The organism is Lutimaribacter degradans (assembly GCF_023703375.1).
Taxonomy (GTDB): Bacteria; Pseudomonadota; Alphaproteobacteria; order Rhodobacterales; family Rhodobacteraceae; genus Lutimaribacter; species Lutimaribacter degradans.
The window spans coordinates 102,450-116,390 of sequence record NZ_JAMQGO010000008.1; the positions used below are offsets into that span (position 1 = coordinate 102,450).

Genomic DNA, 13,941 nt, shown 5'->3' on the forward strand with positions numbered 1-13,941 from the left:
CAGCCGGGCTACGCTTTTTCGTGAAAGAAGGCGTAGATGGTTTCGGCCATGCTGTCCGATATCCCCTCCACCGCCTTGAGATCGGCCAGGTTCGCACGGCTGACGGCCTTGGCCGAACCGAAATGCGCCAAGAGCGCGCGCTTGCGCGCCGCGCCAACACCCGGCACATCGTCGAGCGGGGTCGCGCCCACGGCCTTGGCGCGCTTGGCGCGGTGGGTTCCGATGGCAAAACGGTGCGCCTCGTCGCGCAGGCGCTGGATGAAGTAGAGCACCGGGTCGTTCATTCGCAGGGCAAAGGGGCGCTGACCCTTGCGGTGGAATTCTTCCTTGCCGTGGTCGCGGTCAATACCCTTGGCCACACCCACCATGGGGATGTCGGACACCCCGTGTTCTGCCATGATCTGGGCCACGGCGCTGACCTGTCCGACGCCGCCATCGATCAGCAGCAGGTCGGGCCATAGCCCGCGGTCGCGGTCGGGGTCTTCCTTCAACAGCCGCTTGAAGCGGCGATGCAGCACCTCTTTCATCATGCCGAAATCGTCGCCCGGTGTCAGGTCTTGGCCGCGGATGTTGAACTTGCGATAGGCGTTCTTCATGAAACCGTCGGGGCCGGCGACGATCATCGCGCCAACCGCGTTGGTGCCCTGGATATGAGAGTTGTCGTAGACCTCGATCCGTTGCGGGGGGGCCGGCAGGCCAAAAGCTTCGGCCACGCCTTGCAGCAATTTCGCCTGCGTGGCAGTTTCGGCCATCTTGCGCGCCAGGCTTTCACGCGCGTTGCGCGCGGCACTCTCGACCAGCTCGGCCTTTTCGCCCTTTTGCGGCACGATCAGCGTGACCTTGCGGCCCAGTTTCTCGGTCAGGGCCTGTTCCATCAGGTCGGGGTTTTCGATCCCGTGGGACAGGATGATCTGGCGGGGTGGATCCTTGGTATCATAGAACTGGCCCAGGAACGCCTCGAGCACCTCGGGCGCGTCGATATCGGCGCCCACGCGCGGATAGAAATCGCGGTTGCCCCAATTCTGGCCGGCACGGATGAAGAATACCTGGACGCAAGCTTGCCCCTTTTCCAGGTGCAACGCGATGATATCGGCCTCGGTCACGCTGCGGGGGTTGATCCCTTGGGCGGTCTGCACCTGCGTCAGGGCGCGGATGCGGTCCCGCAAGGCGGCGGCGCGTTCGTATTCCATCGCCTCGGCGGCCTCTGCCATTTGCGCGGCCAGCTTTTCCTGGATCTCGGTCGACTTGCCCGACAGGTACCGCTCGGCGTCAGCCACCTGTTTGCCGTATTCCTCTTTGCTGATCTTTCCGACGCAGGGCGCGGTGCAGCGCTTGATCTGGTATTGAAGGCAGGGCCGGGTGCGGCTTTCGAACTGGGTGTCGGTGCAGTTGCGCAGCAAGAAGACCTTTTGCAACTGTGACAGGGTGCGGTTCACCGCGCCTGCGCTGGCGAAGGGGCCGAAATAGCGGCCCTTTTCGCGCTTGGCGCCGCGATGCTTCTTTATCATTGGGTAATCGTGGCCGGTGACCAGGATGTTCGGGAACGACTTGTCATCGCGCAGCAGCACGTTGAACTTGGGCTTGAGCTGCTTGATCAGGTTTTGTTCCAGCAGCAGCGCCTCGGTTTCCGTGCGCGTGGTCAGGAACATCATCGAGGCGGTTTCGGAAATCATCCGCGCGATGCGGGGGCTGTGGCCGGTGGGGCGTGCGTAATTGCCGACCCGTGCGCGCAGGTTGCGGGCCTTGCCGACATACAGCACCCGGCTTTGGGAATCGAGCATCCGGTAGACGCCGGGCGAGGCGTCCAGCGTCTTCAGGTAGTCGTGAATGACGGTGTGGCCGGTGCGCGGCGCGTCGGTATCAGGGCTCATGATGCACAGATATGATTCTTGCGCGGCGGCTGCAATGAACAGACGAGTAGGGCAAGGCCGAACAAATCCACCGAAGCTGTGGATAACTCTGATGATATCTTTTGGGCAGTCCGGATTCTTCGTTCGTTTTGACGGTGTTCCATGATTTGCCTAAAAAATGGGCGAGATTGTAAGTATTTGGTTTTGAATAATAAAAAATATCGCACATTGCAAATCACTGATATTCTTAACAATTTTGTAACGGGCGGATCACGGAATTGAGAGCGGTGAACAACTTGCCGCCGGGGTAATCCACCACGGCGTCACTCGACACCCAGGACGTCCGGCGTTTGCCAGGCCAGGTGCTGCCCGCCATCGACACACAAAAGCTGCCCGGTGATGGCGGGGGCATCCAGGAAGTACCCCAGCGCGGCGTTGATATCGGCGGGGTTTGGGCCCCGGTTCAGCACCGTTGCCGCGCGCTGGCGAGCGAAATGACCGTCGCTTTGGCGCCCGCCTTGCAACGTGGGGCCGGGGCCGATGGCGTTGACGCGCACGCGCGGGGCGAGCGCCTGCGCGGCGGTGCGCGTAAAGGCCCATAGCCCCATCTTGGCGATGGTATATGTCATGAATTCCGGGGTCAGCTTGTTCACGCGCTGGTCTATCATGTTGACCACCAGCCCCTGCGCCACGGGTTCTCCCAAGTCGTCGTGTTCCGGTGCGGGCACCTGTCCGGCCAGCGCCTGTGTCAGCACGAAGGGCGCGCGCAGGTTCGATTCCATGTGCCTGTCCCAGCTTTCGCGGGTGGCAGTCTCGATATTGTCATATTCAAAGATCGAAGCGTTGTTGACCAGCACGGTGATCGGCCCGCCAAGCGCCTTTGCGGCGGCGGGCAGCAGGGCCTGGGTGGCGCCCTCGTCCAGCAGGTCGGCCGGCAACGTGGCGGCCATCTGCCCCTTGTCGCGTATCAACTGCGCGACCTCTTCGGCCGCATCGGCCGAACTGGCGTAATGCACCGCCACGTCATACCCGCGATCTGCCAGATACAATGCCATTGCGCGGCCCAGTCGCTTGCCCGCGCCGGTCACCAAAGCCCGTGTCATGCGCGCCTCCTTGTTTGTCAGCTTAGCACGATCACGACATAGCCCACGTAAAGCGCCGTCAAGATCACGCCCCAGATGCGCGTGATGTCGCGCCCCAGAAACACGAACGGAACCAGCAGGATCGATGCCCCAAGCATCACCCACAGATCGAATGTCAGGAATTCACGGTCTACCGGGATGGGTGCGACAAGCCCGGCGATGCCGATGATCGCCAGGAGGTTGAACATGTTCGACCCGATGACATTGCCAAGCGCCACGTCCGCCTGGCGGCGCAGCGCGGCCATGACCGTCGTGGCAAGCTCGGGCAGCGAGGTGCCGACCGCCACAAGCGTCAGGCCGATTACCGTGTCGCTGATGCCGTATCGGCGCGCGATGATGCTGGCATTGTCGACCAGAAGGTCGGCGCCGAGCGGCAGCCCGACCAGCCCCAGGGCCAGAAAAACAAGGATCTGCCACCACGGCATGTCGGGGTCGGCGCCTTCCACCTCTTCTTCTTCGGTGGCGGCAATGGCGGCCTTTTCGGCGCTGCGATGGGCGCGCGCGTCGAGAAAGGCAATTGTAAGCATCGCGAACAGGGCCGCCAGCAGTATCAGCCCGGTTATCACGTTGAATTCGCCGGTAAAGGCCAGCCCGATGAACAACACCGAGGCCGCGAGCATCTGCAAATAGGTTTTGCGGCTGTCGCATTCGCTGGTGTGCATCGTGGCCATCAACGCAGGGATGCCCAGCACCATCAGGATATTCGCCGTGTTCGACCCGACCACGTTGCCCAGGGCAAGTCCCGGAACGCCCTCAAGCCCCGCCTTGACCGAAATCAGCAGTTCGGGCGCCGAGGTGCCGAAGGCCACGATGGTCAGGCTGACGATCAGCGCCGGTATGCCCACGCGCAGGCTGAGGTTCACCGCGCCTTTCACCAATGCGTCGCCTGCAAGCAGCAGGATCACCAGGCCAAGCCCAACCAGCAGCCATTCCATGTCTCAGCGTTTTCCCTTCTTGCAGGGGCAAGGCCCCTTGCCGATCCGGTAGCGGCCGCATGACGGGCAACGGGCCGATTGCAATTTCGCCTGGCCCGGAAATCGCAGTTTGCCGAACATGGCCAGCACGCCCATCGCGATCAGGAACAGGGTGACGATCTTTATAATCACGTCAGAGGCCGAAACGCGCATAGGCCGCGCGCTCCTCAAGCCCGGCAAGGGCGTCTTGCGTCAGCGTCGCGCCCAGCCGCTGGAACAGCGACCGCTTGCGCCCATACCGGGCAAAGCGCACCTTGTCGCCGTAAAGCTCTTTCATTTTCGGCTCCAGGTGGGCCAGCCCGTCGATCAGGCCCAGTTCCCGCGCCTTGCTGCCCAGCCAAACATCGCCCGTGAACAGCTCGGTCCCTTCATCCAGCTTGTCGCCCCGACGGGTTTTCACCCAGTCGATAAAGCCGTCATGCATGTCATCCAGGATCACCCGCAGGCGGGCCACGTCCTCTTCTTTTTCGGGTTGGAACGGGTCCAGCAGCGATTTCGACTGGCCCGCGGTGTAAACCCGCCGTTCGACCCCTTGCCGCGCCAGCAGCACATGCGCGCCGAAACCCGCCGAGATCACCCCGATCGACCCCAGGATCGAGCCATAATCGGCCCAGATATCATCGGCCGCGCAGGCCAGCCAATACCCGCCTGAGGCGGCCACATCCTCGACAAAGGCATGAACATGCACGCCCTTTTCCTCGCTCAGGCGGCGGATGCGGGCGCCGATCAGCGCCGACTGCACGGGCGAGCCGCCAGGGCTGTTGATAAGCAGCGCCACCGCCTGCGGCTTGCCGCGGCGAAAGGCCCGCTCCAGCATGGGGGCAAGGGCCTCGTCGCTCAGTTGCGCGCGCGGCCCCGATCCGATGGTGCCCGAAAGCCGAACAACGGCCACGACAGGATCGGATTTTACAAAGGGGATGAACCGTTTCATGAATGCCGATGTAGATTGCCGGTGCGCGACAAACAAGGTGCCCGCGCGCAAGCCATGGCATTTGTTGCGTGAAAGCGTGTCAATCGCGCAGCCGGTAACCAGTGCGAAACATCCACCAGATGATGGCAAGGCACAGGCATGTGAACCCCGCGATGGCCAGCAGGCTCAGCCCAACGGGCACATCCGCCAGCCCGAAAAACGACCACCGAAAGCCCGAGATCAGGTAAACCACCGGGTTGAACAATGTCACCGTCTGCCACGCCGGCGGCAGCATCGAGACCGAGTAGAACGCACCCCCCAGGAACACCAGCGGCGTCACGACCAACAGCGGGATCAATTGTAATTGCTCGAAATTTTGTGCCCAGATGCCGATGATGAAACCGAACAGCGCGAATGACAGGCAGGTCAGCCCCATGAAGGCCAGCATCGCCAGCGGATGCGCGATCTGCAAATCCACGAACAGATGTGCCGTCGCCAGGATCACCGCCCCGATGAACAGCGACTTGGTCGCCGCCGCGCCGACATAGCCGATGGTGATCTCCAGAAAGCTGATCGGCGCCGACAGGATCTCGTAGACCGTGCCGATGAATTTCGGGAAATAGATCGCGAAACTGGCGTTCGATATGCCCTGTGTCATGATCGACAGCATGATCAGCCCCGGCACGATGAACGCACCGTAGCTGACCCCCTCGACCTGGTCGATACGGCTGCCGATGGCAGTGCCGAACACCACGAAGTAAAGCGAGGTCGACAAAACCGGCGAAACGAAGCTTTGCAGGATCGTGCGGAAAAAGCGCAGCATCTCCATGCGATAGATGGCGCCTATGGCAGTCCAGTTCATGCCGTGTCCTCCGTCACCAGTCCCACGAATATTTCTTCCAGGCTCGATTGCCGGGTCGAGATGTCGCGCAACACGATCCCTGCCTCCGACAGCTCGGCCAGAAGCGCGGCAATGCCCGTGCGCTCCCCGCGGGTATCATAATGAAACACGATCGCGCGGCCCGCATCCACAAGCTCCAATCCCTTGTCGCGGAACCGCTCGGGCAGGCTGTCGATCGGCTCGTGCAACTCGATCCGCAGCTCTTTCCGGCCCATACGCGCCATCAGGCGGGCCTTCTCCTCGACCAGTAGGATCTGGCCCTTGGAAATAACCGCGACACGGTCGGCGATCTCTTCGGCCTCTTCGATGTAATGGGTGGTCAGGATGATGGTCACGCCGCGCGCGCGCAGCCCCTCGACCACCTCCCACATGCCACGGCGCAGCTCCACATCCACGCCTGCTGTGGGCTCGTCCAGAAACAGCACGCGCGGCTCATGCGACAGTGCCTTGGCAATCAGCACGCGCCGTTTCATCCCGCCCGACAATTCACGGATCTGCGCGTCGCGTTTTTCCCACAGGCTCAGGCTGCGCAACACGTCCTCAAGATGTGCGTCGTTGCGCTTTTTCCCGAACACGCCGCGCGAAAACCGCACCACGTTCCAAACCGTCTCGAAGGGCTCCAGCGCGATTTCCTGGGGCACCAGCCCGATCATGCCGCGCGCCTTGCGGTAATCGCGCGCGATATCGTGCCCGCCAACCGACACGCGCCCGCCCGTCGGCATGACCAGGCCGCAGATGATCGATATCAGCGTCGTCTTGCCCGCACCGTTCGGGCCCAGAAGTGCCAGGATCTCGCCTTCCTCGATCGTCAGGTCCACGCCCGAGAGCGCCTCGTGCCCCGAGGCATAGCGCTTCGTCAGCCCTTCGATGTGCAGAATGGATGTCATCGCGCATCTCCTTTTCACGGACAGCTAGCACCGGCGCGCCCGGCGCCCAACCCGCGCTCGCGCACACGCGCCCTGCATCTTCCTCTTGCCTCAAGTACCCCGGGGTGCTCGAGGGGCAGCGCCCCTCGATCCGCATCGCCTCGGCGATGCTGAACCGGCGCGCGGCCACGGGCCGCGCTCCGCAAGATCACGACCGGCTGGTCAGTCGCTTGAGCCAGCCCTTCTTGACCGCCTCGGGTTCTTCCTCGCTATCCTCGGCGGGGCCCTCCAGCACCTCCTGGAAGCGGGAAAAGAACTGGTCGGCCATCTTCTTGGCGAAACCGTCGATGATGCGGCTGCCCAGCTGTGCCAGCTTGCCGCCCACCTTGGCATCGACATCGTAGTAAAGACGCGTGCCGCCCTCGATCTCTTCCAGGCGTACCTTGGCACTGCCCTTGGCAAAACCGGCCGCGCCGCCTTTGCCCTCGCCCGAGAGCGTCAGGCTTTCCAGGTCCTTCATGTCCGTCAGGCTTACCATGCCCTTGAACGTGGCCTTCACCGGGCCGACCTTTTGCACCACCGTGGCCTGGAACCCGTCCTCGGGGCTGCCTGTCACTTCTTGCGCGCCGGGGACGCATTCCTGCAACACATCCGCGCTCAAAAGTGCGGCCCACACAGTTTCGCGGTCGGCGCGGATGTCCCGCTGGTCGTGCATTTCCATCGCTGGTCTCCCTCATTCGTCCAGTGCGCGCGACGTTAGCCCAAGCCGCGGGCTGCGGGAAGAGGTCGCTTTTGCGATAGGCGCCACCCTGCGGGCGTGCTAGGCGGGCGACATGGGGTCGCAGATAGACAGAAACACGGCAGGCATCGTCTTCATCCTAGCCGGCGTCACCGCCATTTCGGTAAACGACATGCTGATCAAGCAGCTGTCGGGGGGCTACCCGTTGCACCAGATGGTGTTCATCCGCTCGTCGATCGGCATCCTTTTCAGCCTGATGCTGGTCCGGTGGGAGGGCGGCTTTCACCTGCTCAAGACACGCCAGCCCAGCTTGCATCTGCTGCGTGGCGTGCTGATCGTGATCTCGAACATGACATTCTTTGCCGCGCTTGCGGTGATCCCGCTGGCCGACGCCACGGCGCTGTTTTTCGCTGCGCCCTTGATGATCACGCTGCTGTCTATTCCCATTCTCGGCGAAAAGGTGGGGCCTTGGCGCCTCGGCGCCGTGCTGGTGGGGTTCCTGGGCGTTGTCGTCATGATGAAGCCCTGGGCCGGGCAGGCCGCGCTCGGGGTGCCGCGCGTGGTGCTGTTCCTGCCGGTTCTGGCGGCGCTGACCTATGCGCTCAACCAGTTGATGACCCGGCGGCTGGGGGTGACGACATCGGCCTCGGCGCTGGCGGTCTATATCCAGGCCACCTTCATCACGGTGTCGGTGCTGTTCTACATCGTGGCGGGGGACGGTCGCTTTGCCGAAGGGGTCGAGAACGGCTCGCTGCAATTCTTGCTGCGTGCATGGGTCTGGCCCGCGCCCGACGATCGCTGGCTTTTCCTTGGGCTGGGGCTGAACTCGGCCATTGTCAGCTATTGCCTCAGCCAGGCCTACCGGATGGCCGATGCCGCCACCGTGGCACCGTTCGAATATGTGGGCCTGCCGCTGGCGGTGTTCTGGGGCTGGGCGATCTGGGCCGAGTTGCCTGATATCTGGGTCAGCCTGGGGATCGTGCTCATCATGGGCTCGGGGCTTTTCGTTTTCCTGCGCGAGTCGATGCTCAAGCGTCGGATCGCCAGCGGGCGGCGGGTGCATCGGCGGTATTGACGGGCCTTCCCCCTGCGGCTCGAAGCGGCTAGGAAACATGCCATGACATGGACGATCCCGAATATCCTGACGGTCCTGCGCCTGCTGGCCGCGCCCGGCGTGGCGGTGATGTTTTTGTATTTCACCCGCCCATATGCCGATTGGTTCGCGCTGCTGCTGTTCCTGGGCGCGGCGGTGACCGACTGGTTCGACGGTTACCTGGCGCGCGCCTGGAAACAGGAAACGAAACTGGGCGCCATGCTGGACCCGATTGCCGACAAGGCCATGGTGGTGATCGCGCTTATGGTTATCGTGGGCTATTCGTCGATGTCGCCCTGGCTTGTGCTGCCCGCGACGGTGATCCTGTTCCGCGAGGTGTTCGTTTCAGGACTGCGTGAGTTCCTGGGCGATACGGCCGGCACGTTGAAGGTGACGAAACTGGCCAAGTGGAAAACCACGTTGCAGATGGTCGCCATCGCGGTGCTTTTCGGCCAGGGGGTGTTTGAACATTACTTCGGCATGTCCACATATGGCATGGATGCCGAGATGGTTGCCGCCATCCTCGACGGGCGCGAACCGGATCTGCACGGGCTGTGGTGGAAGCTTGAGGGCATGATCTGGGCAGGGCACATAGGCTTGGCGCTGCTTTGGATCGCGGCGGCGCTGACATTCATTACCGGGCTGGATTATTTTCGCAAAGCCATCCCGTATCTGAAGGACAGCTCATGACGATAGATATTCTCTATTTTGCCTGGGTGCGCGAACGCATCGGCCTGCCGCGCGAAACCGTCGAAACGCAAGCGGCCACCGTGGCCCAACTGGTCGAGGAATTGCGCGCCCGCGAAGACCGCTACGAGGTCGCCTTCGCCGATCTGTCCGCCCTGCGCGTGGCGGTGGACCAGGACCTGGCCGAGTTCGATGCCCCGTTGGACGGCGTGCGCGAGGTGGCATTCTTTCCGCCGATGACGGGGGGCTGAACGCATGGCGGTGCGCGTGCAATCCGACCCGTTCGACCTGGGGGCCGAGGCCAACGCCTTTGTCGCCGCGCAGGCGGGCGGCATGGGGGCGATCGTGACCTTCACCGGCGTCGTGCGCGACGTGGCCGGGGGCTTGCAGGCCATGGAGATCGAGCATTACCCCGGCATGACCGAGCGCGCGTTGCACAAGATCGAGGACGAAGCCCGCGACCGCTGGCAATTGGGCGACGTGTTGATCGTGCATCGCCACGGCCGGATGCAGGCGGACGAGATGATCATGATGGTCGCCACCGCCGCGCGGCACCGGGCCGATGCGTTCGAGGCGGCGCAATTCCTGATGGATTACCTGAAATCCCGCGCGCCCTTCTGGAAGAAAGAGCATACCGGGCAGGGGGCAGACTGGGTCGCCGCGCGGGACGAGGATGAAGACGCCCTGAAACGCTGGTAAGGGCGCGGGCGCGGCCGGCGGGAACCGCGTCGCTGCACCGTGGCAGCCGTGCCAGGTCTTGTTACTTGACTTGGGGTCCGGTCTTTCGATGACGTCGCGGCGGCCCACTTGCGCCGGGTTTGTTTCGCATCCAAACTGCCCCGAGAGGGAGATTCCGGGCGTGCGCCCAGATTGGGAGGACATCATGGCCTTTGCATCCGTGCAGGATTCCATCGCCATCGAAAACGAAATGCCGTGGGCCGAGCGTGACGTGCCCACAACCCTGCATCAGATGCTGAAGCAGACGAAAGATGCACATGGCAAGCAGGATGCCGTCACGTTCCAGTTGCTCTCGGGGCCTGATGACAAGGCCGAAACCCTGAGCTGGGACGAGCTTTACGCTCGCACCTGCCAGGCTGCCAACCTGTTCCGAAGCCTGAAGGTGGGCGAGGATGACGTGGTGGCGATGGTCATGCCCAATTGCAACGAAACCGTGCTGACCATCCTTGGCGGGGCAATCGCGGGTATCATCAACCCGATCAACCCGCTGCTGGAACCCGAACAGATCGGGGCCATCCTGCGCGAGACCAAGGCCAAGGTCGTTGTCACGCTCAAGGCGTTCCCCAAGACGGATGTTGCCCAGAAAACCGCCGAGGCGGTGCGCCATGCGCCCAATGTGCACACTGTGCTCGAGGTTGACCTCAACCGCTACCTTACCTTCCCGAAGAACCTGATCGTGCCGCTGGTGCGCCCCAAGAACCTGGGCAATCACCACGCCGATGTTCTGGATTTCAACAAGGAAATGGCTCGGCAACCCCGCACGCTCCAATTCGCCGATGCGCAGGGTGACAGGGTGGCGGCGTATTTCCACACGGGTGGCACCACGGGGATGCCCAAGGTGGCGCAGCACCGCTATTCCGGCATCATCTATAACGGCTGGCTGGGGGGCACGCTGCTCTACACGCCCGATGACAACGTGATCTGCCCGCTGCCACTGTTCCACGTCTTTGCCTGTCACGTGATCCTGATGGCCTGCATCAAGTCTGGGGCCCACGTGGTGTTCCCCACGCCCGCAGGGTATCGCGGCGATGGTGTTTTCGACAATTTCTGGAAACTGATCGAACGCTGGAAGATCACCTTCATCATTACCGTGCCTACGGCGGTTTCGGCCCTCATGCAGCGCCCGGTTGATGCCGATGTGAGCAGCGTCAAAACCTCGTTCTCGGGGTCGGCGCCCATGCCGCTTGAACTGTTCAAGCGTTTCGAAAGCGCCACGCAGGTGACCATCGTCGAGGGTTACGGCCTGACCGAGGCCACCTGCCTTGTCAGCGTCAACCCCGTGGATGGCGAGAAAAAGGTCGGCTCGGTCGGGATCCGTTTCCCCTATACCGATATCCGCATCATGCGCGAGGTCGATGGCGAATCCGTGGAATGCGCCACCGACGAAGTGGGCGAGATCTGCGTATCGAACCCCGGCGTGAATGCGCCCGAAACCTATACCGAGCCCGACAAGAACAAGGAACTTTACTATTACGGCAAGTACCTGCGCACGGGCGACCTGGGCCGTATCGACGCCGATGGTTATCTGTGGATCACGGGTCGCGCAAAAGACCTGATCATTCGCGGCGGTCACAATATCGACCCCGCCGAGATCGAGGATGCCCTGCTGGCGCACAAGGACGTGGCCTTTGCCGGGGCGATCGGCCAGCCCGATGCCCATGCCGGCGAAATTCCATGCGCCTACGTGGAACTGGTCGATGGCGGCACAGTGACCGGCAAGGAGTTGTACCAGCATTGCAAGATTCACGTGCATGAACGCGCGGCCCTGCCGAAACATGTGGAAATCCTGGATGAATTGCCGAAAACGGCTGTCGGCAAGGTGTTCAAGCCCGACCTGCGCAAACGTGCGATCACGCGTGTCTACAATGCTGCATTGGAAGAGGCCAAGCTGAACGCCCGCGTGATCGAAGTGGTGGACGACAAGAAACGCGGCCTGGTCGCGCGAGTGAAGCGCACCGGCGAGCTGCAAGATGACGAGGTAAGCCACGTGCTGGGCGGCTTCACTCGCCCATGGGAATGGGCCGAGTGACATTGCCATGATTGCGCGGCCGGATGGCCGCGTCATTGGCCCCGCGCGGGGCCACAGCCTGGCCAACTTGGTCTAGCGCAACCCTTGCAGCAAGGCCCGGCTCGGAACCCCGGTGACGCGCAGGCCATTGGCCGCCTCGTAGGCGCGAATGGCGGCCCGTCCCTTTTCACCGATCACCCCATCGGGGTTGCCGGCGCCAAAGCCGCCCGCGTTCAGCCGCTTTTGCAGCGCCACGCGTTCGGCATCGCTCATGCCCCACGGATCGCGCGGATATCCCGCGCGGATCGGGCCGCCACCGGCCAGCCGGTCCGACAGGTGCCCGACCCCGATCACGTAGCTGTCGGCGTAGTTATAGGTCTTGAGGACGTGGAAATTGTCATGGATCAGAAAGACCGGCCCGCGCGGACCGGCGGGCAGTATCAGCGCGCCGTTGCCGTGATCGGGCAAGCGCCCACCGCCCGCAGCCGTCACGCCCAGCCCGCGCCAGTCAAGCGTCGGGCGCGGGTAGACGCGCCCGGTCAGCGCCAGGTCGAACCCTTGCGGCAGGTTCACCTCGATGGCCCATGGCTGGCCGCGCCGCCAACCATTCGTGGCCAGCAGCGCCGCCGTCGAGGCCAGCGCATCCGTCGGGTCATCACCCCAGATGTCGCGTCGGCCATCGCCGTTGAAATCCACCGCGTGGGCCAGGTAGGTCGAGGGCATGAATTGCGTGTGTCCCATGGCGCCCGCGAAACTGCCCTGCATCCCCGCCGGTGACACGTTGCTCGACTGGATTATCCGCAGCGCAGCCAATAGCTCGGCCCGGAAAAGGTCGGCCCGCCGCCCCTCATGCGCCAAGGTGGCCAATGTCGAGATAACCGGGGTCGATCCGCGAAATCCGCCGAAACTGCTTTCCATGCCCCAGATGGCGACGATCACCTCTTTTTCCACGCCATAGCGTCGCTCGATCTGGCCCAGCACTTGTCCGAACCGGGTCAGAGCCCGTTGCCCGCCGCGGATGCGCGCGGACGAGGCCGCGGTGCTCACGTAATCTTGCAGGCTGCGCGTCACCTCGGCCTGCTCGCGGTCGTTGGCAACAACCCTTGGCAGCCGCTGCACCCCGGCAAATGCCGCGTCCATCGTCGATTGCGATATACCCGCCTGCGCGGCTTGCGCGCGGAACCGGCGCAGCCATGCGTCGAACCCCTGCGCAAGGGCGGCGTTTGGCAGGGTCAACGCGCTGGTCAGGCCCAGGGTAAAGGCGCGGCGGGTCAGGGGCATGGGCACATATCCTTTTGGCCCGAAGCTTAGCAAATCCGCGCCTTCAAGAAAGCGCCAAACCGGCATGGGCGCCATTCCGCCGGGGCCTGCGACAGGCAGGTTGCAAATCTTCTGCAGACGAAGCTGGCCTTGGGTCAGCTGTCCGGTATCATCGCGGTCAGGATCGCCTTGGCGCTGTCGGATGACCAATCGGCATCCCCCGTCAGCCGCGCCAGTTCCCCCCCCTCGGGCGACAGGATCAGCGTGACGGGCAGGCCCAGAACGCCCATCCCGCGCGCCAGCGCCGAGTTCGCATCGCGGTGCAGCGGCAAATGCTTCACGCCGACCTCGTCGAAAAACGCCTTCATCGCTTGCGGGGCGTTGCGGCCCGTGGCGATTGTCACCACCTCGAAATTGTCACCGCCCAGTTCATCCTGCAGCGCGTCCAGCATCGGCATTTCCTTGCGGCATGGCGCGCACCAGGTGGCCCAGAAATTCACCACCACCAGCTTTCCGTTGTAATCGGACAGCTGCGCCTCTTCGCCGCTCTCGCTGTCAAACGCTATGGCGGGAACGGCTTTCGGTGCGGGGTGAAATTGCAGTTTCTTCATGTCGCCCGTGCGCAGTGCCTCGATTTCGGCACGGTTTTCCAGCCCGGCAGGCATCACCTGCGCGGGGTCTTTCAGCGCGACCCAGGCCACGCCCGCGATTGCACAGACGGCGATGGCCAGATAAAGCACGGTGGACTTCGACAGACGCATATGACCTCCAAG

15 protein-coding genes are annotated in these 13,941 nt (G+C 63.2%); 5 read left to right on the top strand and 10 right to left on the bottom strand.

Translation table 11 applies throughout. The features are described from left to right. Positions 1-8: 8 nt before the first annotated feature. From uvrC to M8744_RS12695, 8 genes are all read right to left on the bottom strand, one after another. Positions 9-1,871 (bottom strand): excinuclease ABC subunit UvrC, encoded by a 1,863-nt coding sequence (gene uvrC / locus M8744_RS12660; protein ID WP_251418062.1) that lies wholly within the window; start codon positions 1,869-1,871, stop codon positions 9-11. Positions 1,872-2,173: 302 nt separating this feature from the next. Then, positions 2,174-2,974, bottom strand: coding sequence for an SDR family oxidoreductase (locus M8744_RS12665; protein WP_256474195.1), 801 nt, complete (start codon positions 2,972-2,974; stop codon positions 2,174-2,176). Continuing rightward, a complete protein-coding gene (locus tag M8744_RS12670; protein ID WP_251418083.1) occupies positions 2,971-3,927 on the bottom strand; it encodes a calcium/sodium antiporter in 957 nt (318 codons plus the stop codon). The genes M8744_RS12665 and M8744_RS12670 overlap by 4 nt, the downstream gene beginning before the upstream one ends. A 3-nt stretch (positions 3,928-3,930) precedes the next feature. Further along, the gene (locus tag M8744_RS12675; protein ID WP_251418086.1) at positions 3,931-4,119 is read right to left on the bottom strand and encodes a hypothetical protein; all 189 of its coding nucleotides are present in this window, start codon (positions 4,117-4,119) and stop codon (positions 3,931-3,933) included. Continuing rightward, complete coding sequence (locus tag M8744_RS12680) at positions 4,100-4,897, bottom strand: S49 family peptidase (RefSeq protein WP_251418089.1); 798 nt, start codon at positions 4,895-4,897, stop codon at positions 4,100-4,102. The genes M8744_RS12675 and M8744_RS12680 overlap by 20 nt, the downstream gene beginning before the upstream one ends. Positions 4,898-4,976: 79 nt before the next feature. After that, the gene (locus M8744_RS12685) at positions 4,977-5,738 is read right to left on the bottom strand and encodes an ABC transporter permease (protein WP_251418092.1); all 762 of its coding nucleotides are present in this window, start codon (positions 5,736-5,738) and stop codon (positions 4,977-4,979) included. Next, a complete protein-coding gene (locus M8744_RS12690; protein WP_251418095.1) occupies positions 5,735-6,664 on the bottom strand; it encodes an ABC transporter ATP-binding protein in 930 nt (309 codons plus the stop codon). The genes M8744_RS12685 and M8744_RS12690 overlap by 4 nt, the downstream gene beginning before the upstream one ends. A gap of 187 nt (positions 6,665-6,851) precedes the next feature. Then, positions 6,852-7,364 carry an SRPBCC family protein gene (locus M8744_RS12695; RefSeq protein WP_251418098.1) on the bottom strand — a complete coding sequence of 171 codons (513 nt, stop codon included), beginning with the start codon at positions 7,362-7,364 and terminating at the stop codon, positions 6,852-6,854. Between the two features lie 112 nt (positions 7,365-7,476). Here M8744_RS12695 and M8744_RS12700 point away from each other — a divergent pair, with 112 nt between their 5' ends. From M8744_RS12700 to M8744_RS12720, 5 genes are all read left to right on the top strand, one after another. Continuing rightward, on the top strand, positions 7,477-8,457 hold the full coding sequence (locus M8744_RS12700) for a DMT family transporter (protein WP_251418101.1): 981 nt from the start codon (positions 7,477-7,479) through the stop codon (positions 8,455-8,457). Positions 8,458-8,499: 42 nt separating this feature from the next. Continuing rightward, positions 8,500-9,165: a CDP-diacylglycerol--glycerol-3-phosphate 3-phosphatidyltransferase gene (gene pgsA / locus M8744_RS12705; RefSeq protein ID WP_251418104.1), complete on the top strand. Its 666-nt coding sequence runs from the start codon at positions 8,500-8,502 to the stop codon at positions 9,163-9,165. Beyond that, on the top strand, positions 9,162-9,413 hold the full coding sequence (gene moaD, locus M8744_RS12710) for a molybdopterin converting factor subunit 1 (protein WP_251418107.1): 252 nt from the start codon (positions 9,162-9,164) through the stop codon (positions 9,411-9,413). Before pgsA ends, moaD begins: the two co-directional genes overlap by 4 nt. A gap of 4 nt (positions 9,414-9,417) precedes the next feature. Continuing rightward, positions 9,418-9,861, top strand: a complete 444-nt coding sequence (locus tag M8744_RS12715) for a molybdenum cofactor biosynthesis protein MoaE (protein WP_251418109.1) — start codon at positions 9,418-9,420, stop codon at positions 9,859-9,861. A 184-nt stretch (positions 9,862-10,045) separates the two neighbouring features. Continuing rightward, complete coding sequence (locus M8744_RS12720; protein ID WP_251418112.1) at positions 10,046-11,929, top strand: acyl-CoA synthetase; 1,884 nt, start codon at positions 10,046-10,048, stop codon at positions 11,927-11,929. A gap of 72 nt (positions 11,930-12,001) precedes the next feature. Here the strand turns inward: M8744_RS12720 and M8744_RS12725 are convergent, their stop codons facing one another. Together M8744_RS12725 and M8744_RS12730 are read right to left on the bottom strand one after the other, a co-directional pair. After that, positions 12,002-13,189 carry a lytic murein transglycosylase gene (locus M8744_RS12725; RefSeq protein WP_251418115.1) on the bottom strand — a complete coding sequence of 396 codons (1,188 nt, stop codon included), beginning with the start codon at positions 13,187-13,189 and terminating at the stop codon, positions 12,002-12,004. A gap of 134 nt (positions 13,190-13,323) precedes the next feature. Then, positions 13,324-13,929 (bottom strand): TlpA family protein disulfide reductase, encoded by a 606-nt coding sequence (locus M8744_RS12730; RefSeq protein ID WP_434481369.1) that lies wholly within the window; start codon positions 13,927-13,929, stop codon positions 13,324-13,326. Positions 13,930-13,941: the final 12 nt, after the last annotated feature.

Coding starts and splice junctions, on each gene's coding strand:
- uvrC (WP_251418062.1), bottom strand. CDS start 1,871: ATGAGCCCTGATACCGACGCGCCGCGCACCGGCCACACCGTCATTCAC.
- M8744_RS12670 (WP_251418083.1), bottom strand. CDS start 3,927: ATGGAATGGCTGCTGGTTGGGCTTGGCCTGGTGATCCTGCTGCTTGCA.
- M8744_RS12675 (WP_251418086.1), bottom strand. CDS start 4,119: ATGCGCGTTTCGGCCTCTGACGTGATTATAAAGATCGTCACCCTGTTC.
- M8744_RS12680 (WP_251418089.1), bottom strand. CDS start 4,897: ATGAAACGGTTCATCCCCTTTGTAAAATCCGATCCTGTCGTGGCCGTT.
- M8744_RS12685 (WP_251418092.1), bottom strand. CDS start 5,738: ATGAACTGGACTGCCATAGGCGCCATCTATCGCATGGAGATGCTGCGC.
- M8744_RS12690 (WP_251418095.1), bottom strand. CDS start 6,664: ATGACATCCATTCTGCACATCGAAGGGCTGACGAAGCGCTATGCCTCG.
- M8744_RS12695 (WP_251418098.1), bottom strand. CDS start 7,364: ATGGAAATGCACGACCAGCGGGACATCCGCGCCGACCGCGAAACTGTG.
- M8744_RS12700 (WP_251418101.1), top strand. CDS start 7,477: ATGGGGTCGCAGATAGACAGAAACACGGCAGGCATCGTCTTCATCCTA.
- pgsA (WP_251418104.1), top strand. CDS start 8,500: ATGACATGGACGATCCCGAATATCCTGACGGTCCTGCGCCTGCTGGCC.
- moaD (WP_251418107.1), top strand. CDS start 9,162: ATGACGATAGATATTCTCTATTTTGCCTGGGTGCGCGAACGCATCGGC.
- M8744_RS12715 (WP_251418109.1), top strand. CDS start 9,418: ATGGCGGTGCGCGTGCAATCCGACCCGTTCGACCTGGGGGCCGAGGCC.
- M8744_RS12720 (WP_251418112.1), top strand. CDS start 10,046: ATGGCCTTTGCATCCGTGCAGGATTCCATCGCCATCGAAAACGAAATG.
- M8744_RS12725 (WP_251418115.1), bottom strand. CDS start 13,189: ATGCCCCTGACCCGCCGCGCCTTTACCCTGGGCCTGACCAGCGCGTTG.
- M8744_RS12730 (WP_434481369.1), bottom strand. CDS start 13,929: ATGCGTCTGTCGAAGTCCACCGTGCTTTATCTGGCCATCGCCGTCTGT.